At 45.8% G+C, this 19,067-nt stretch carries 13 protein-coding genes; 9 read left to right on the top strand and 4 right to left on the bottom strand.

Going from position 1 to position 19,067, the window contains the following annotated elements; all coding sequences use genetic code 11:
* Window positions 1-6: 6 nt before the first annotated feature.
* The 5 genes from J7623_RS31180 (at window position 7) to J7623_RS31160 (ending at window position 7,961) form a co-directional block, all read left to right on the top strand.
* Window positions 7-3,333 (top strand): TonB-dependent receptor, encoded by a 3,327-nt coding sequence (locus J7623_RS31180; protein ID WP_291929155.1) that lies wholly within the window; start codon window positions 7-9, stop codon window positions 3,331-3,333.
* Between the two features lie 11 nt (window positions 3,334-3,344).
* Window positions 3,345-4,703: a RagB/SusD family nutrient uptake outer membrane protein gene (locus J7623_RS31175; protein ID WP_291929151.1), complete on the top strand. Its 1,359-nt coding sequence runs from the start codon at window positions 3,345-3,347 to the stop codon at window positions 4,701-4,703.
* A gap of 11 nt (window positions 4,704-4,714) precedes the next feature.
* Complete coding sequence (locus J7623_RS31170) at window positions 4,715-5,926, top strand: thioredoxin family protein (RefSeq protein ID WP_291929149.1); 1,212 nt, start codon at window positions 4,715-4,717, stop codon at window positions 5,924-5,926.
* A 30-nt stretch (window positions 5,927-5,956) separates the two neighbouring features.
* A complete protein-coding gene (locus tag J7623_RS31165) occupies window positions 5,957-6,847 on the top strand; it encodes a radical SAM protein (RefSeq protein ID WP_291929146.1) in 891 nt (296 codons plus the stop codon).
* Window positions 6,848-6,932: 85 nt separating this feature from the next.
* Entirely contained in the window at window positions 6,933-7,961 is a 1,029-nt protein-coding gene (locus J7623_RS31160) for a sugar phosphate isomerase/epimerase family protein (RefSeq protein ID WP_291929143.1), read from the top strand.
* Window positions 7,962-8,065: 104 nt separating this feature from the next.
* Here J7623_RS31160 and J7623_RS31155 read toward each other — a convergent pair whose 3' ends face one another.
* Entirely contained in the window at window positions 8,066-8,851 is a 786-nt protein-coding gene (locus tag J7623_RS31155; protein ID WP_291929140.1) for a FecR family protein, read from the bottom strand.
* Window positions 8,852-9,033: 182 nt separating this feature from the next.
* Here J7623_RS31155 and J7623_RS31150 point away from each other — a divergent pair, with 182 nt between their 5' ends.
* The gene (locus tag J7623_RS31150; RefSeq protein ID WP_291929137.1) at window positions 9,034-10,212 is read left to right on the top strand and encodes a proline dehydrogenase family protein; all 1,179 of its coding nucleotides are present in this window, start codon (window positions 9,034-9,036) and stop codon (window positions 10,210-10,212) included.
* Between the two features lie 112 nt (window positions 10,213-10,324).
* Here J7623_RS31150 and J7623_RS31145 read toward each other — a convergent pair whose 3' ends face one another.
* Both J7623_RS31145 and J7623_RS31140 read right to left on the bottom strand, forming a co-directional pair.
* The gene (locus J7623_RS31145) at window positions 10,325-11,644 is read right to left on the bottom strand and encodes a RagB/SusD family nutrient uptake outer membrane protein (RefSeq protein WP_291929134.1); all 1,320 of its coding nucleotides are present in this window, start codon (window positions 11,642-11,644) and stop codon (window positions 10,325-10,327) included.
* Between the two features lie 29 nt (window positions 11,645-11,673).
* A complete protein-coding gene (locus J7623_RS31140; protein WP_291929132.1) occupies window positions 11,674-14,670 on the bottom strand; it encodes a SusC/RagA family TonB-linked outer membrane protein in 2,997 nt (998 codons plus the stop codon).
* Window positions 14,671-14,992: 322 nt separating this feature from the next.
* On the opposite strand from J7623_RS31140, the gene J7623_RS31135 reads away from it, so the two are divergent.
* Window positions 14,993-15,814 (top strand): thymidylate synthase, encoded by an 822-nt coding sequence (locus J7623_RS31135; RefSeq protein ID WP_291929129.1) that lies wholly within the window; start codon window positions 14,993-14,995, stop codon window positions 15,812-15,814.
* Between the two features lie 8 nt (window positions 15,815-15,822).
* Complete coding sequence (locus tag J7623_RS31130) at window positions 15,823-16,314, top strand: dihydrofolate reductase (RefSeq protein ID WP_291929128.1); 492 nt, start codon at window positions 15,823-15,825, stop codon at window positions 16,312-16,314.
* Between the two features lie 117 nt (window positions 16,315-16,431).
* Here J7623_RS31130 and dnaG read toward each other — a convergent pair whose 3' ends face one another.
* Window positions 16,432-18,399, bottom strand: coding sequence for a DNA primase (gene dnaG / locus J7623_RS31125; RefSeq protein ID WP_291929125.1), 1,968 nt, complete (start codon window positions 18,397-18,399; stop codon window positions 16,432-16,434).
* A gap of 145 nt (window positions 18,400-18,544) precedes the next feature.
* Between dnaG and J7623_RS31120 the strand changes: the two genes are divergently transcribed.
* On the top strand, window positions 18,545-18,901 hold the full coding sequence (locus J7623_RS31120) for a T9SS type A sorting domain-containing protein (protein WP_291929122.1): 357 nt from the start codon (window positions 18,545-18,547) through the stop codon (window positions 18,899-18,901).
* Window positions 18,902-19,067 lie beyond the last annotated feature (166 nt).

Raw genomic sequence — 19,067 nt, 5'->3', positions numbered from 1 at the left:
TTATTTATGAACAATGGGTTTTTACCAACCATCAACCAAAAATGGGCGAAAGTCTTGCTGCTTTGCGTGATTTTATGCTCCATCACACAGCTACGTACCTATGCACAGTCGTACCTGCAAAAACAAACTACTATTTCCTTCAGCTATGAAACAATTGCTTCCTGCCTGAAGAAGTTACAGACAAAGAGCGGTATCAACATCTCTTATAATGAAAGTGATGTGAAGAAGTATTCTGTTAACACATTCGATTTTAAGGATCAGCAAATTACCGCTATCCTGGATCAGTTACTTAAAAATACAGACCTGCAATACCGGAGTATGAACGATGGTATTGTGATCTTTAAGAAAGAAGGTACCGAAAATGTGGCGATGCGTACCATTTCCGGTACCGTTAGCAGCACAAAAGATAAGAGTGTGGTGCCAGGCGCCTCTGTATTGGTAAAAGGTACTTCCCGTGGTGCTGCTACCAATGAAGATGGACATTTCACCATTAAAGTACCTGCCGATAAAAATATCCTGGTATTTTCCGCCGTGGGCATGCAATCCCGGGAAGTGGTGATTACAGGTGAAAACATGGATATTCAGCTGTCAGAAGATCCTAAAACACTGGGCAGCATCGTGGTAGTAGGGTATGGACAGGTTAACAAAAAAGACCTTACCGGTTCTGTATCCTCTGTGAAAACGGATGATTTGAAGAAAATGAATGCCACTTCTTTTGATGCTGCACTGGCAGGCCGCACTGCCGGCGTGAATGCGGTAAAAACTACCGGCGCCCCTGGCGCGGTTGCAGCTATCCGTATCCGTGGTGGTACCTCTGCTTATGGTAACAACGAACCATTGTATGTAATTGACGGGGTGCCCGTAGAAGTGGGCAGTGGTCAGGGGAATAAGCAATATGCTGCTGATGTAAGCAGACAAATATCCCCATTGGCCAGCATCAACCCCGAAGATATTGAAAGCATGGACATCCTGAAAGATGCTTCTGCTGCAGCGATCTATGGTTCCCGCGCGGCTAACGGTGTAGTAATTATTACCACTAAACGCGGACGCTCCGGCCCTAAAGCAGACATCTCTGTAGGATACACTGCTTCCGCTGATCAATTTGCTAAAACCTATCATCCGCTGAATGCAGCTGATTACCTGGCTACAGTACAAACTGCATATAGAAATGCAGGCAAACCAACCCCTAAAGATTCCGTATTGTATCCCGGTATCAACACCGATTGGGCGAAAGAGATGACTCGCACAGCGCTGACCAACAACATCTACCTGAACATCAACGGTGGTTCTAACAATGGAAGCACCCTGTATTCGGTGTCTGGTAGCGTAACAGATCAGGCAGGTGTGATCAGAGGTAGTGGCTTTAAACGCTATAACCTGAGAAGCCGCCTGGAAACAACCCTGTTCGACCGTTTGCGCCTCGGTACCAACATGAACTATTCCATGATGGAAACCAATAGCGGCATGGGTTACTACAGCATTATCCGCTACCGTCCGGATATACCGCCATATGATAACCTCGGCAGATATGGCGCTACGCCGGATAGCTCACAGCCTAATCCTATCTCCCAACTGGATTATACCAGGCGTGAGAGAAGTCAGAATGTATTGATGTCATTCTTTGGAGAAGTGGAAATTGTGAAAGGATTAAGATGGCGTTCTGATCTCTCTTATAATATTATAAAGGGAGATATGTTAAACTATACCCCTTCCTCTGATGTATTCGAAATACGGAACAATCGTACCGGATCGAGGGAAGACTACACGAACAACAGCACTGCCCGTATTTTTGATAATACCCTGAGTTACCTGAAAAGCTTTGGCCAGCATAATATTAATGCAGTAGCAGGAGCGTCATTCCAGCAAAGTAAAAGCGATTTTGTTACCATCAAATCCAATAACTTCTCAGATGATGAGGCCCTGAATCACCTCGGCGGTGCCAGTATCCTGAATACCTGGGCCAGTGGTGGTACTATCAGTGGATTACAATCTTACTTCCTGCGTACCAACTATAACTTCGCAGGTAAATACTATTTCACTTTTACAGGTCGTGCTGATGAATCTACCAAGTTCTCCCCGGGGCACCGCTGGGCATTCTTCCCTTCTGCCGCTTTGGCGTATCGCTTATCAGAAGCCAGCTTTATGAAAGGTGCTACCTGGCTGGAAGATCTGAAACTGCGCGTGTCTACGGGTAAAACCGGTAGTGCTAACTTCGCCGACTTCCAATATACTACCCTCTTTACTTCCGGTAGCTTCTACAATCGTAAAAACGGGATGATAGTAAATGATGTACCGAACCCGGATATCCGCTGGGAGTCTACCAACCAGCTGGATGCAGCCGTAGATTTCTCCATGTTCAAAGCTAAATTAAGAGGTACTATCGGGTATTTCAGAAAGTATACCCGCGATATGATCCTGTACCGTAGCATTACCATGGAAACCGGTGCACAGCAACAATACTATAACGTAGGTGACTTTTCTAACCGTGGATGGGAATTCCAGATTGGTAGTGATGTGATCCGCCGTAAGAACTTCAGCTATATCACCGATGTAAACATCACGCGTATACGTAGCCGTGTAGAAAAACTGAATGGTGGATTTGACCTGAATGGCGTATTGAGAGAAGGACAGAGCATGGGCTATTTCGAAGGCTTCAAAACAGCCGGTATTTTCCAATCGCAGGCAGAAATTGATGCCCTCAACAAAACTGCGCCGGATGGATATTATCAATCTGAAGAAACCGCTCCCGGCGACTTTAAATTTGTAGATGTGAATGGCGATGGTCGCATTACAGACGAGGACCGCGGTATTATTGGTAAATCAGAGCCTGATTTTTATGGTGGCTGGAATAACATTGTACGCATCGGTAAATGGGAAATCACTGCATTCTTCAACTTTAGCATTGGTAACTCCCTGTATAACCAGACCCGTAAAGACATGATGATATTCAAAACCAATTATTATAACTATAACAGGGATATTCTGGCCAACTCCTGGTCGGAGTCCAATAAAAATGGTAAGCTGCCCCGTTTAGTGACCAACGATCCTAATGATAATAGTCGCGACTCCGATTTCTTTATAGAAAAAGCGGGTTTCTTTAAACTCAAAAATCTGCAGGTTGCTTACGTCTTTAATACACCAGCGCTGAATCGGGTGCGGATCAATCATATCCGTGTATTCGTAACCGGTAGTAACCTGTTTACGCTAACACCATATAGTGGACTGGATCCGGAAGTAAACAATGCCGGTGCCAACAATTTTGCACAAGGTATTGATGCCAGTGGTTATCCAATGACCCGCTCCTTTACTGCCGGTATTAACGTGAACCTGTAAACGAAAAAATCATGAAACAATATATTTTAGCAACAATAGCCGCTACCTTTTTATTTGCTTCCTGCAAGCTGGTGAATGTTACCGACGTAGCGCCGGTAAACCAGCTGGAAGATGCCAACGCCATCACTACTGTAGAAAAAGCACAGAGTACCTTATATGGTACTTACGGTATCCTGAATGGAAATACCCTGGCCTTTAACTATTATATGCCTGCGGCCGCTGCACTCATGGGTGGTACCATGGAGCCTTTGCAGATGGGCGCTGATTATTCCATCAATAACGTACGTACCAGTGATTACTGGCTGGAATATATGTACGCCGGAGGATATAAGCTGATCAATATGAGCAATCATATTATTACCAAAACGGCGGTGCTGCCGGGTAACGACCCACGTAAGACCAGGATCATCGGCGAAGCAAAGTTCCTCCGTGCCATGAGTTATTTTTACCTGCTGCGCTTATTTGGAGAGTTCTATGATACTACTTCTACTTATGGTTTAGTAATTCATACAACACCAATAAAAGATGGAGATGCCATCCCACGCTCCGGCGTACGCGCTGTTTACGATCAGATCAACAAAGACCTGGACGAAGCGATCCTCGAAACCAATGAATTTTCCAGTACTTTTTATGCATCAAAAATTGCTGCACGCGCGTTGAAAGCGAAAGTGCTGCTTTATCAGCAACGATATGCAGAAGCTGCTGCCATGGCCCAACAGGTGACTACGAGCACACAGCGTAACCTGGAGGATACTTTCAAGATCATCTTCTCCAAAAAAATATATAATACCAAAGAAGCCATTTTCCAGACGCCTTATGATGCCAGCACTAATATCAACAACAAGTGCTATGCATTTAGCAACTGGTTTAAACCATCTGCCTTATACCGGGCCATCATGCTGGGAGATAAACGCGATACCATGGCGATTAAAGTGAGTGGTACCCGCGTGCGCAATGGTAAGTTCATGGCCGGAACCATAGATGGCGCACCTTCCAACGCAGATACCGAATATTTCCTTCGCCTCGCGGAAATTTACCTGATCCAGGCGGAAGCCATTGTAAGAAGTGGCGGATCCCTGGAAGATGCCCGGACCGCATTAAACAAAATTCGTAAACGCGCCCAGATGCCGGATATCACGGATGATGATGCCGCCGGCTTGTTGAAAGCGATCCGCCTGGAAAAACTACATGAACTGGGTGGTGAAAGTGGTGAAGAATGGTTTGATATGGTAAGATATGCCAGCAAAGGGGAGTTTGATATCAAAACCATGAAACCACAGTTTATGGGTAAGCAGCGTTATATCCTGCCTATCCCGCTGAAATCTATTCAGGCTGCCGGTAAAGTAGTGGCACAGAACCAGGGATATTAATCAATAGCTATATGAAGAAGTTATTCTTATTAAACATGCTGTCGCTGAGCTTTTTGCTCAGTGGCAGCATCCAGGCACAGACACAGCAACCGGAAACCGGGATTGTTTTCCGTCAGGATGCCTTTGCAGACGTATTAAAGGAAAGCGCCCGCACCGGTAAATTGGTGTTCATCGACTGCTACACCAGCTGGTGCGCTCCCTGCAAATGGATGGAGAAAAATGTTTTCGTAAACGATACCGCCGCCAGGTACTACAACACCACTTTTATCAATTATAAAATTGATATGGAGAAAGGAGAGGGGCCGGAGTTACGCAAACGGTACGGTGTACAGGTATTTCCTACTTACCTGTTTATTAACGGCAAAGGAGAGCTGGTACATAAAGCTACTTCCCGCATGGAGTTACCGGAATTTATAGAAGAAGGAAAGAAAGCGCTGGATCCAAAACGCTCCCTGGCCGCCATGGAGAAAGCCTTTAACAGCGGTAACCGCAGCAAGGAAAATTTACTGTCATACGCCAAAGCATTACAGAAAACAGACCGCAACAAAGCGGACAGTATCAGCGGACTGCTGATTGCTCAGTTAACAGAAAAGGATATGCTGACCTCACTGGGATGGCAAACCATACAAGCCTTTGCATGGGATGAAAATGAAAAGTTGGGTAATTTTTTTACTGCTCACGTAAACGAATACACGAAGAAATTTGATACTGCTGAAGTAAATAAAGTGCAGGAACGCTTACTCAATACTGCACTGTATGGATTGATCCGCAAGAAGGACAGCACTGCATTTTTTACACGCCTGGCTCCCTGGTCTAATGCTAGCGATCCGGCTTTGCAAAAGAAAGCGTTAATGATGCAGGCAGAATATTACCTGACTACATCGGATGCAAAGAACTTCATACGCGTAACAGATATTGCACTGGAAGGGGTGATGAAAAAAGATGACATCGGCCTGAGCTTCCTTGGCAGACGTTGCCAGTACCTGGCAGGTGGCAATAAAGCCTTCCTGCAGCAAGCCTATAAGCTGGCTAAACGCGCGGTGATAATAGATCCTAAAGAATACGGCAACCAGGGCACCCTCGCCAGGATATGCCAGGAGCTGGGTAATAAGCCGGAGGCGCTGGAAGCAGCAGAAGCAGCTTACCAACTGTCACTGCAGGAAACCTCCAAGATCCAGAAAATTGCTCAAAAAGAACTGGATGAAATCAAAGAGATGAAATAAAATACGGACCTTCGGTGACATTGCTTTATTATGCCCAGGTATATTACTGTAACGTCACTGCTGAATAAAACAAAGAAAAGGGATCCGTGGTTTCTGGACGACTATACCATTAACCCGTACAGCGGTTGTGCCTTCAACTGTTTGTACTGCTACATCCGCGGCAGCAAGTACGGCATCAACATGGCCGATAAATTATCGGTGAAAGCAGATGCTTTAACGTTGCTTCGCCGGCAACTGGCTGCCAGGGCGGCAAAGCAACAACAGGGGATAGTGGTATTGTCGTCCGTTACAGATGCTTACCTGCCTATAGAAGAAAAAGAACGACTCACCCGGGGAATCCTGGAACTGCTGCTTGAATACCGCTTCCCCGTACATATCATTACCAAATCGCCGCTGGTACTGCGCGACCTGGACTTACTCCACCGCCTCAACGAAAACGCCATTTTGCCCCCTGATTTGGCCAAATACAGCCATCGTGCTTTTATTACTTTCTCCTTCAGCACCATTGATCCTGTAATTGGAAAGCAATTTGAACCCGGCGCCCCGGATCCGTCGCTCCGCCTGCAAGCCATGCAACGTTGCGCCACAGCCGGTTTAATGACAGGCGTAAGCCTCATGCCACTGCTGCCTTTTATTACGGATACACCGGAACAACTGGCACGACTATACGCCGCTTTTCATGAACATGGCGCCCGCTATGTATTTCCTGCGTCTATTACCTTATGGGGAGAGGAACAGGCTGATAGTAAACAACTGGTGCTGCAGGCAGTACAACAATATTATCCGCAATTTAGTGGCTACTATCAGCAGCTTTTTGCGCAGCACACCGGCGTACCAACAGCCTACAATAGTGCATTACAAGCCGCCGCGGCCGCAGCTGCAGCCCCATACGGATTGCTGCCCCGCATTCCTGTTGAATAGGACAACCTGAAATTTTATGGTCCTAAACTTGCTTTCCCCCCTGTAAAAGAATATTTTAGGAAGACCAATTTTAAAACCCACGGATATGAGTAATGTAAACAATCGCAGGGAGTTCCTGCGTCAAATGGGAATATACACGATGGGAATCGGTATGTTACCCGCTGTACTGGCAGCATGTAATAATGGTAAATCTACCAACGAAGAAACGAAAGACAGCACCGCCGCTCCTAAAGCCGGCGAAGCCGCTGCCAAAGATCTTTTCTTTAAGATATCATTGGCAGAATGGTCTTTCCACAAAGCTTTGTTTGCCGGTAAAATGAATCACCTGGACTTTGCTTCCCGCGCTAAAAATGAATTTGATATCCACGGCATCGAGTATGTGAACCAGTTTTTCAAAGACAAAGCAAAAGACAAAACTTACCTGGCTGAAATGAAAAAACGCGCCGATGATCTCGGTGTACGCAGTGTATTAATCATGTGCGATGGTGAAGGGGAAATGGGGGACCAGGATGTAAAGAAACGTTTACAGGCCGTAGAGAACCATTATAAATGGGTAGAAGCCGCTGCTTTCCTGGGCTGCCACTCTATCCGTGTGAATGCTGCCGGTGAAGGTACACCGGAAAATGTAGCCAAAGCTGCCGCCGAATCTTTAACCAAACTTGCGGCCTTCGGTAAGGAACACGGTATTGGCGTCATCGTGGAAAACCACGGCGGCATGTCGTCTAACGGTAAATGGCTGAGTGGCATCATGAAAACCGTAAACATGCCTAACTGCGGTACCCTGCCGGACCTGGGCAACTTCTGTATCAAAAGAAGCAAACCTGAAAATGATACGCCCGAAGCCTGGGCTAAAACCACCTGCCTCGAAGAATACGATCGCTACCAGGGCGTAACAGAACTCATGCCTTTTGCCAAAGGTGTTAGTGCTAAAAGCTATGATTTCGATACTAACGGTAACGAAACTACGATCGACTATCCCCGTATCCTGAAAATCGTGAAAGATGCTGGTTTTACAGGGTTTATAGGAGTGGAGTATGAAGGCGAGAAACTATCAGAAGAAGATGGTATCAGGAAAACAAAAGAATTACTGCAAAGGGTAGGTGCGGCGATGTAAGTGAAATTACGAATTACGGATTACGAATTACGGATTTGTGGGTAGATGATAGCGAGTGATATTCGCGTTTACCATCTCCCCACAAATGCGTAATTCGTAATTTTCTAAAATGTAATCACTGCTTTATTATCTGTAATTTTATATTTGAAACCTTGTTGTTCTCCCAAACGACGCAACACTTCCTCAAGTGTAGCATGATAAAAACGTTCGTCTGCAATAACAGGTGCTTTGGAGGCATCTCCTTTCATTTCTATTTCCACACCAAACCACTCTTCCAGTGTCCGGCTTAGTGCCATGGGGGTAGCGTTTTGAATATGTAAGGTATCGGATAGCCATGTTTCCAGTTCTTCCGGATGGTAGGTTTCTTTTTCCATCAGGTCTATTTCATTATTGGCAAGAATCATTTGTCCACGTTCCAGGATCTCCGGTTGGTTATCCGTAGGAGAATGATAAGATTTACCCACACGGATTTTGCCGGTAAGCAGGTAAACAGTGGCGCCATGCTGACTGGCAAAAGAACGCATCCGGAAAGAGGTGCCTAATACGGTCGCCTTCAACTTATCACTGGTAACGGTAAAGGTATCGGTAGAAGGAGTTACCTCGAAAAACGCATCCCCGTCCAATATCACCGCACGGTGGCCTTGAAGGTAGTTGTCCGGTACTTCCAATACGGAAGCGGCGTTGAGGATAACAGTAGAGCTGTCCGGCAGTTTTACCACGGTTCGTTGACCAGTAACGCCTTTATGCGATTGGTAATGTACTCCTGGTACCTGCAGGTTCTCACTTTTGGTTTCCGGCGCCTTAGGCTGGCATCCGGTCAATACTACCCCTCCCAGGATGAATCCGATGAAAGTCTTTGGCCACGCAGTAGTATCAGTTTTAAATAGCATATTCCGGGAATTTTGTATGTAATAGAAAAGACCTAAAAGTAATAAAATAAACAGCGGTAAAGCTGTATGCTTAAACAATTTATGAGAAGCAATAGACAATATCTGATAACGCTGTTAAAAAGATGCGCTGATATAACAATGATTTTTGTTTAAAAGCCTGACGCACCCTAACTTTGCGGCCCATGGAAAAGCAGCTACCTTTATCATTTGATAATACGGCTATTGCATTTGAGGCAAAGACCGACAAAGCACTGAAAAAAGCCAACTTTCTCTTTAGTAACATCGGGAAGCCCTGGTTGGTAAAATTCGGTTCAGTGATGACACCGATCGCATTTAAACTGCACTTACCTATTAAAGGAATTATTAAAAACACCATCTTCTCCCAGTTCTGTGGGGGAGAAAGCCTGGAAGAAGCAGCTACCACTGCATTACAGCTGGGCAACTATCACGTAGGAGTAGCATTGGACTACGGGGTAGAGGCAATGGAAGGCGAGGATAGCTATGACGCCGCAGTTCCTGAATTTATCCGCGCTATTCAATATGCAGGCAGCAGACCTGATATTCCTTTTATTGCGATTAAAATTACCGGTTTTGCCAGGTTTGAATTGCTGGAAAAAATCCACCGTAAAGAAACCTTATCTGCGGCAGAGCAGGAAGAATATACCCGCGTACGCAATCGTATATACGGCATTGCAGAAGCTGCGGCTAAACATGATGTGGCCGTGCTCGTAGATGCAGAAGAATCCTGGATCCAGGATCCGGTTGATCAGCTCACCAACGAAATGATGTCTTTATTCAATAAAGGCAAAGTTGTTGTTTATAACACCTTCCAGTTATATTGCCACGATCGCTACGCTTTCCTGCAAACATCCCTGCAAAAAGCACAGCAGGAAGGCTATCTGTTGGGCGCCAAATTGGTAAGAGGTGCTTACATGGAAAAAGAAAATAAACGTGCCGCGGAAAATAATTATCCAACACCTATTCAACCCAGCAAAGCCGCTACAGACAAAGATTACGATGCAGCCGTGAAATTCTGCCTTGATAACCTTGATAAGCTGGCCGTATTCATTGGTACCCACAATGAAAACAGCTGCATGCTGGCTGCCCGTATGCTGGATGAAAAAGGGATTCCTCATAACCACCCGCATGTTAGCTTCTCCCAGTTGCTGGGAATGAGTGATAACATTACCTTCAACCTGGCACACGCCGGCTATAATGTCAGCAAATACCTTCCCTATGGTCCCGTAAAAGATGTAATGCCTTACCTGCTCCGCAGAGCCCAGGAAAATACATCTATCGCCGGACAAATGGGCCGGGAACTGGCATTGATCAGGAAAGAAATGCGAAGAAGGGGGCTATAAAGCTGAAAGCAGAAAGCAAAAAGCTATTGTAGCGAATGATCAAAGCGTAAATAATCGCTTCGGTCATTCGCTACAATAGCTTTATGCTTTTTGCTTTCAGCTTTCCGCTCTACTACAGGTTACTTTCACTTTGAGGCAACGGATATTTTGCCCACACATCATCATTCACCCTGTCGATTGGCAAGGTGTTTAGCAGGTTGTATCTTCTCAGATCAATCCACCGGTGTCCTTCCATAAACAGGGAATAACGTCTGTTGTAGAGTAGTTCAGTAAGGTATGCTGCCTGTGTTTTATCTCCGCTATAAGCTCCAAGATGATGTCCGGTGCGGATCCTGTTTAAGGCTACTTCTGCATCGGGGAGTTGGTTCAGTTGAATTTTGGCTTCTGCATAAATCAGTATCAGCTCTTCGTTTCGGATAATACTGATGGGAGAACTGGGAGACGTCCAGACGATGACGTCCCGGTCGCCGGTGAGGCCGCTCTGGCTGGCAGAGGAAGTACGCAACGCTGTTTTTAACTTTACGCGGTCATCGCCTGCCTGTACATCTGTTGCGAAAGAAGGATGAGAAACCCTTACTTCTCCATTACCATTGGGCGCAATAAACATGGTGTTGGCCAGGTCACCACCATTGGTGGAAAACGTATGGTAAATGCCCATGTTAAAGTCGCCATTCAGGTCAAAGAAAGATTCATTCAACGCAGTTAATGCCTCCGCCCAGTTTTTACGGTAAATATGTACCCGGGCAGCGATAGCGCGATTGAATTTAATGAGGCCTGCTGCATTTTTAAACCCGGTAAAGCCGGAAGACAAAGGAAAGATCACTTCAGATCCCGTAAGGTCAGCTTTGCCGGCATCCAGGAACTTCAGGATGGAATCCATTACTACATTAGGATCTGTAATAACGCCCCGCAGTACGTCGTCATTGGCTACAGGAATGCGGGCGCCATTAGTATTGGTCATATTGATATTCAGGAGCAGTTGATACCCGATCAGCGTTTTGGCAAAGCCGGTAAATGCCTTCTTTTGTGCATCCGTGGCTATTTCCGGCTTGGTGTTTTTGATGGCATCTTGCAGAATGAAGCATTGACGGGCCACCTGGTACCGCGATACCCAGGGATTGGTGAGATAGAAAGTGTTGTTGTCCAGCGTCTTGGTACCTCCGCCTAACAAATCCGTCGTGTAACGGGGTTCTGATCCGGAGAAGCGGTAAATTTCCCGGCCTATAATGCCCTCACCATCCAGGTAAACAGCCAGGCTGTTACGCATACCGGATTCCGCACCTGTTACCAGGTTAAATAAATCGCTTTTCGTTGGATTCTTACTGATAACGTCTACAACAGGTGTATTCAAACTGTTGATTTCTCCCTTCTGACAAGCATTCAATACCAGCAGGAAAATGACAACGGTAATATGTGTGATATACTTTTTCATATATAATGATTTTAGCAGAAAGGAAATGATCAGAAATCTATGCCCACGTGAAAGCTGGCTCGTTTGGATGCAGGAAATGACATCACGTCTACACCGGTAGACAAGCCAATACTACCGCGACTTTGCGCAGTTGTAATCGTGTTACTGCCGAAATTTGATACTTCCGGATCATATCCGATATATTTCGTCCAGGTGAAGAAATTGTTCGCGGATATACCGAACCTTAATGCTTTGATATTTTGGGTGTTTTTTAGTGGGAGATTGTAATATAAACCTATCTCACGTATACGCACATACGAAGCATCCTGTACATAAATGGAAGCATCGCCGGCGCCCGGGCGATACAGCCCTGCTTTGGTACCCTTCATCGGCGCATCGAAGTCCGGTGAAGTAGCGCCCAGATCTGTCAGCAGTTCGGTGAGGTTGATATTATCTCCTCCTTTTTTCCAATGGATCAGGAAGCGGAGGGAGAAATTTTTATACAGGGTCACTTCATTAAAAAAGCTCATCTGGAATTTAGGTTCTGAGTTACCGATCAGTTTTAGCTCATCGCCCACAATGCCTTTAATCTGCGTAGCCGGCGCTCCCTGCTCCAGGTAAAAGGTACCCAGTGAGTTACCGAAAGCACCAATTGAATAAGGCGGAATCACCAGTTTGGTTACTTTAGAGCGGTTCAGCCAAAAGTTGATGGTGCTGTTCCAACGGATGTTGGCGTTGTTTACCGGGATTACTGTCAGCCCCAGTTCTACCCCCTGGTTTTTCAGGTCACCACTGTTTTTCCACTCGTTGGCATAGCCAGACGCGCCAGGCAGGGCATGACGCAACAGTACATCGTAAATGTTTTTGTTATAGTAAGTAGCTTCCAGGCTGATACGGCCATTCAGTACACTCACATCCAACCCGGTTTCAAATTCTGCCTGCCGTTCAGGCTTGATTTCCGGGTTACCTTTCAGGTTATCTACCAATACACCGGGTAAACCATCGATATTGCTACCCAGCATACCGGTGAATTTACTGCTGTAAGGAGGTACGTTGCCAGACTGGCCGTAGGCGGCGCGTATCTTGAAGTTATCTATTGTACTGATGTTCCAGAACCTCATTTTACTTAAGTTCCAGGACAAGGCGCCTTTAGGGAATACGTAGTATTTAAGATAATCGCCGTTGTTGGTAGAGCGGTCGAAACGTACGCCGGCACTAATAGTGATAGCATCTATCAGGGAGAGGTCTTCCTGTAAAAAGAGGCCGTTGTCACGGAATTTCTGCCGGAACTGGTGGGTGGTAGTATTAGCACTGGCGTCCAGGTTACTTTGACCATTTACCAGGTTGGTAGCAGAAGTGATGATATAATCCATGAAGCCTGTTTCCAGTGTGGCGCCGGCAGTACTGGTTAAACTGAGGTTGTTATTAGGCGTAAAAGTATTTACTACGAAGCCGGCCAGGTTGGTATTGGTGTTGTTGGTATTTCCCTGTATGGAATGGCCCTGCAGGTTGTTGGCTTCAAATTGCAGGTTGCGGGGAAACAGCGCGGCAGTTTTAAAATTAAAGTAGTCGATACCGCCACGGCCAATAAGGCGGGTAGTAGACCGTTCACTTTGTTGTAACCGGATATCGAGGTTGGCGCCGCCTACAAAACGATTGGTTTTTTCGTTGTTGGAGGCCAGGTCACGTGTTTGCAGTGGGTTAGACGGAGCAAACGGGTTGTCCGGATATTCCCCTAATGAGTTGGGATGCAGATCCACGAAGTCGGGAGTAGACGATAATGCCACGCCATAGGAAACGCCGTTGTTATCGTTGTTGGTGATGCCCCTGTCTGCAGAAGAGCCAATATAATTGGTAGTAACGCCAATGGATATACGGTCATTGACTTTATGATCCACGTTTAACCGGATTGAGTTGTTGAAGTAGCCGCTGTTCTTTACAATACCATCTTCCTGCCGTCTGTTACCGGAGAGATAGAAAGTAGTTTTATCGCCACCTCCGCTGAGGGAAATGCCGGAGTTTAATACCAGGCCAGTTTGACCAAACATTTCCTTTTCATAGTCGAAGATCTTGCCTGCATTTTTAGCTGCGGTGTATTGTGCAGCATATTCTTCTCTTTTTTTCTTCACGTTGGGATCAGGATTGGTGGCGGTTCCTGCGAGGTCAGCTGCGGTTTCTGCGGTGAAGGCGCGGACACCCATCAGGTGTCGTACCTTTGTAAAACCAACTTCCTGGTTCACACTGATTTTTGTTTTGCCGCTTTTCCCTTTTTTAGTGGTGATGATAATTACGCCGGCAGCCGCTTTGGCGCCATACATAGCAGCAGCAGAAGCGCCTTTCAGGATTTCGATGTTTTCAATATCTTCCGGATTGAGATCGGCAATACGGCTGGAAGGGTTATCCTGGTTGTTGGGATTCCCGGAGGTAGCAGCGCCGGTAACATCATTGAGGCCGGCAGGAATACTGCTGTTGTTGAAGAAAATACCATCTACTACATAGAGGGGCTGTGAGTTACCGAATACGGAAGTAATCCCTCTCATTTTTACAGAGATACCACCACCAGGTGCACCGGAGTTGGCAGTAATCAGGGCACCGGGTACTTTACCGCTGAGTGCCGCGTCAAAGGTTTGCGCAGGTGCTACACCATTCAGTTCTTTACCGGAAATAGTGGCTACCGCATTGGCAAGGTTTCTTCGCTTTACTGTAGTGGCCAAACCGGTGACCACAATTTCTTCCAGTCGGGCGAAATCTTCTTCCAGGGCAATATTCAATGCCGTTTCACCGGGTTTCAGTGCTACGGTCTGACTTTTATATCCCGTATAACTTACCAGCAAACTGGTGGTACCGGCCGGAACGGCCAGTGTGTACGTACCACCCGCATCTGTAATGGTACCCTTATTGGTATTAGGTACCCGAACAGTCACACCCGGTATAGGTTTCCCACTGGCGGCGTCCTTTACTTTTCCTGAAATATTTTGTTGTGCAAATAGTGCCAGGGTACTGCACAGGCATAGCAGTACCAGCAAGCTGGATTTTGGTAGAAGCATAGCTTGTTTGGTTTAGATAAGTGATGATGTGTAAAAAGTGGTTATCTGATCATATGAGCCGATAAATAGATTTTCATGATTAATGGATTATCCGATTTTGGTTGTTCAGGTTTACAAGACACTATCATTCTGTCCTTACCAGGCTTGGCTAACACGGGTTTTTCACTACAGCAGCCGGTAGGGGTTTCTCATTAAGCCAGTTTTGTCGTAACGTAAAATATTCGGCTGGCAGATTACGAAATTTTACAGGTATTTCGGTTTTTTTTGTTTGACTTAATTATGTTATATTTTTCGACTTTAAAACTTCGTAAATTGCGGCCTTATGGATCAGTATTTATCTTTATTACAGCATATTATCAAAGAGGGCGCCGTTAAAACTGACCGCACCGGAACCGGTACTACCAGCTGCTTTGGCTACCAGATGCGTTTCAATTTACAGGAAGGATTCCCGGTAGTCACTACTAAAAAGCTGCACCTTAAATCTATCATATACGAATTATTGTGGTTTTTAAAAGGAGATACCAACATTAAGTGGCTCAAAGAACATCATGTAAGTATCTGGGATGAATGGGCCAACGAAAATGGCGATTTAGGACCCGTATACGGCAAACAATGGCGTAGCTGGGAAACCCGTAGCGGAAAAGTGATTGACCAGATTAGCGAGGCAGTAAACACCATTAAAAACAATCCTGATTCCCGCCGCATTATCGTGAACGCATGGAATGTGGGTGAACTGTCTGAAATGGCACTCAGCCCCTGCCACTGCCTGTTCCAGTTTTATGTCACCCCGGCAGATCCGGCTAAAGGAGAAACCCGTGGAAAACTGAGCTGCCAGTTGTACCAACGCAGCGCAGACGTATTCCTGGGCGTACCTTTCAATATCGCCTCCTATGCATTACTGACCATGATGATGGCGCAGGTATGTGATCTTGATGCGGGCGACTTTATCCACACCTTCGGCGATGTACACCTCTATAGTAATCATATGGAACAGGCCCACCTGCAATTGAGCAGAACACCGTTCCCACTGCCGGTGATGAAAATCAACCCGGAAGTAAAGGACATTTTTTCTTTTACCTATGAAGACTTTGAACTGGTCAATTACCAGTTTCATCCTGCTATTAAAGCGCCGGTAGCGATATAATTTTTGGTATGCGTATATCCATTATCGTAGCGGCCTCAGAGAATAATGTCATTGGCATCAATAACATGCTTCCCTGGCGCCTGCCAACAGATCTGAAATATTTCAAGTCCACTACTTTGGGCAAACCGATAGTAATGGGCCGTAAAACATTCGACTCCCTCGGGAAAGCCCTTCCCGGCCGGCCTAATATCGTGATCACCCGGCAAACCAACTACCAGCCGGAAGGCGCGTACGTAGCAGGTTCCGTAGAGGAAGCTATTGCTAAAGCTAAAACGTTTGAAGGTGATGAGCTGTTTATTACCGGCGGCTCCCAGATTTTTGAACAGGCATGGCCGCTGATAGAACGTATCTACCTCACCCGCGTATATGCCGTAGTACCAGGCGATGCGTTCTTCCCACAACTGGATGGGGCAGAGTTTGAACTGGTCAGCGATGAGCGTCATGAGCCAGACGAGAAAAATCAATATGCCTTCTCGTTCCAGGTATGGGAACGGGTCTGAAATAAATTACGAATTACAAATTACGAATTACGGATTTGTAGATAGATCGTAAACGCGAAGATTAACACTCGCTAATATCTATCCACAAATCCGTAATTCGTAATTTGTAATTCGTAATTATTTAAAAATAACAGTACCCATACTGTTGGTCAGTTCTTTTTCCAGTGAGTTAAGATGCTTCTGCATTTCCAGGCAATTCATGATCTGATCCATGTCAGTGGCTCTTTTCGCCTCTTCCTGGTTTTCATGAATCAACTTTTTGATTTTCCGCAGTATCAGGTAGTTGGTCGTGGAAATGGTGTCCTGCAGGTAAGCATTATCTCCATAAACAGTATCTATTTCAAACTGCTCCTTCCATTTCATACTGAGATCCGCTTCCTGGTCTTCCAGGATATTCGCAATCGCTTTTGAAAACTGCTGATCTTCATGATAAAGGAACCAGCGTTTATCCTGGAGATTGCCTGCATCATACAAAGCCTTATACTCCCTTAAAATCCTTTTCACCAGCTCACTTTCGGCCAGTGCTTCAAAGTCGTACGGCAAATGGAACACATAATCCGCTACTGTACTGTTGTCTTCTTCCTTAAAAGGTTTGTCGCCAAAACGTAACAGGATTTTTACCAGCGCCTTTTCCTGTTTCTCGTGCCCGTTGATCAGTGAATCTACCGAAATCCCTGTTTCAGCAGCTTCCATGGCGGCAATGGCTTCTTCACTCAATCCGTCATCATCTGGTGGAGGATTGTTGCGTGCATGTGCCTGTTCCCGTTTTACAAGCCGGTCGCGGATAAATTTATTGACCAGCTGTATCAGCCCCTGCTCATCAATATGCAATAACTGGCTGCACTGACGGATATAATCCTGTTGCCGGGTAAAATCTTCTGCCTTATCAATTTTGGAAATGGTTTCGGCAATTTCATTTACCAGCTGTGATTTTTTATTGCTGTCGGTGCCCGCCTCCTGCATACTCAGCTGGAGTTTAAACAGTACGAAGTCCTGCTTATTTTCCTGGATGAATTCCCGGAAAGCGGCGGCGCCTATTTTCTGTACATAGCTATCAGGATCTTCTTTGTCCGGCAGCAGTACCAGCTTCACATTCAGCCCTTCTTCAATGGCCATGTCCAGCCCGCGCAGGGCGGCTTTCACACCGGCGCTATCGCCATCATAAACGATGGTGAGGTTGTTGGTATATTTCTTTATCAGCCGTAACTGATCCTGTGTGAGGGAGGTACCACTGGAGGCTACCACGTTTTCCACACCTGCCTGATGCAGGGAAATCACGTCGGTATAACCTTCTACCAGTAAACATTCATTGAGTTTATCAATGGAATGCCTGGCAAAGTAAGTACCATACAGGACCCGGTGCTTTACATAGATTTCGTTTTCGGGAGAATTGATATACTTCGGTGCCCGGTCTGATTTTACCAGGATACGTGCACCAAAACCCAGGATCTTCCCGGACTGATTATGAATCGGGAAAATAACACGGCCACGGTAGTTATCTGCCGGCTGATCATTACGAATAGTAACAAGCCCCGTTTTTTGCAGGTATTCCAGGCTGTAGCCTTTATCCAGCGCAGATTTTGCGAAAGAGTCGAAGGTATTCAGACAGTAGCCCAGCTGGAACTTTTTGATCGTTTCTTCCGTAAATCCACGTTCTTCAAAGTAACTGAGACCTACATTCTGTCCTTCTTCCTTATTGAAAAGTGTATCAGTAAAATATTCACGGGCGTAGTTGTTGATGATAAACAAACTATCCGCCATGAGCTGATGCTGCTTCAGCTCCGGACTTACTTCCGTTTCTTCCAGTTCTACCTGGTAACGCTGGGCCAGCCAACGTAATGCTTCTACATAAGAGTACTTCTCATGCTCCATGATGAAGCTGATGGTATTGCCGCTGGCGCCGCAACCAAAGCATTTATAAATCTCTTTGCCGGGAGATACCGTGAAAGAAGGGGATTTCTCGTTGTGAAACGGACACAAACCCAGGTAGTTGGCGCCTCTCTTTTTCAACTTTACGAAGGAACCCACTATTTCCACAATGTCGATGCGACTGAGGATCTGTTGTATGGAGTTTTGAGATATCACGGTGCAATTAATCCAACTGCAAACATACGGGAAATTGACGAAGCCGGAAAGTGGCTAAAAGAGATAAGAAATATGTTAAATAATTTAAATGAGAGAAAAAATGCGTAATTTTATACTATATCCTCAAAATAAAAAACCTATCCTTATGATTAAACATTTACACCTGTTTTTGATGAGTGTATTGATTTTCAGCGGTAAAGCCCAGGCTGATACGGCAATACAAAGAGATACACTACAGATCCCCGCTGCACATCCCGCAGATCCGGTGGGTACTAAAATGAACGTCTTCCCTAATCCATCTGCCGGCGATGTACACCTGCAGCTCGCCAAAGCACCTGCTACGCCTTTACTGATACAAATATTCAGCAGTAATGGTGCATTAGTGCATACGGAAGTAATGAAAGATAAAGAGCTGGCACTGGACCTGGGCACACAGCCTAAAGGAGTGTATTACATCCGGAGCACGGAAAAAGAAAAGGCTATCCCGCTTGTTATTCAGTAATAATGGTGCAGAAAGCAGAAAGCAGAAAGCTATTGAAGCGGATGATCAGAGCGGATTTTGTCTTGGGACAGGATTAAACTGACCATCCGCTTCAATAGCTTTCTGCTTTCTGCTTTCTGCTTTCTGCTTTCTGCTTTCTGAGTCGTCCTGAAATAAGTTGACACAT

Origin of the sequence: Chitinophaga sp. (assembly GCF_017745275.1) — a bacterium.
Lineage (GTDB): Bacteria > Bacteroidota > Bacteroidia > Chitinophagales > Chitinophagaceae > Chitinophaga.
The sequence above is the reverse complement of the archived record's forward strand: the minus strand, read 5'-3'. Positions and strand labels throughout refer to the sequence as shown.